General features: G+C 71.2%; 1 pseudogene. It reads left to right on the forward strand.

Annotated features, from left to right (window positions below):
* Positions 1-240, forward strand: a pseudogene (locus IEY93_RS37430) (Gfo/Idh/MocA family protein); the annotation flags it as partial.

A 240-nucleotide genomic window follows, 5' to 3' on the forward strand; every position in this document is an offset into this window, starting at 1 on the left:
CGCGGCTGCCGGATCCAGCATCGGGCCGGCACGCCGATGCCGGTGTGGAATCCCGACCTGCCGGTGACCGAGCCGTTCCGGGAGCAGTGGCAGCAGGTGCCGGACAACGCCGAGTTCGGCAACGGCTTCAAGACCCAGTGGGAGATGTTCGTGCGCCACCTCCTGGAGGACGCGCCGTTCCCGTACGACCTGGCCTCCGGCGCGCGCGGGGTGCAGATCGCCGAGCTGGGCCTGCGTTCC

The organism is Sphaerisporangium melleum, assembly GCF_014646695.1.
GTDB classification, from domain to species: Bacteria; Actinomycetota; Actinomycetes; order Streptosporangiales; family Streptosporangiaceae; genus Sphaerisporangium; species Sphaerisporangium melleum.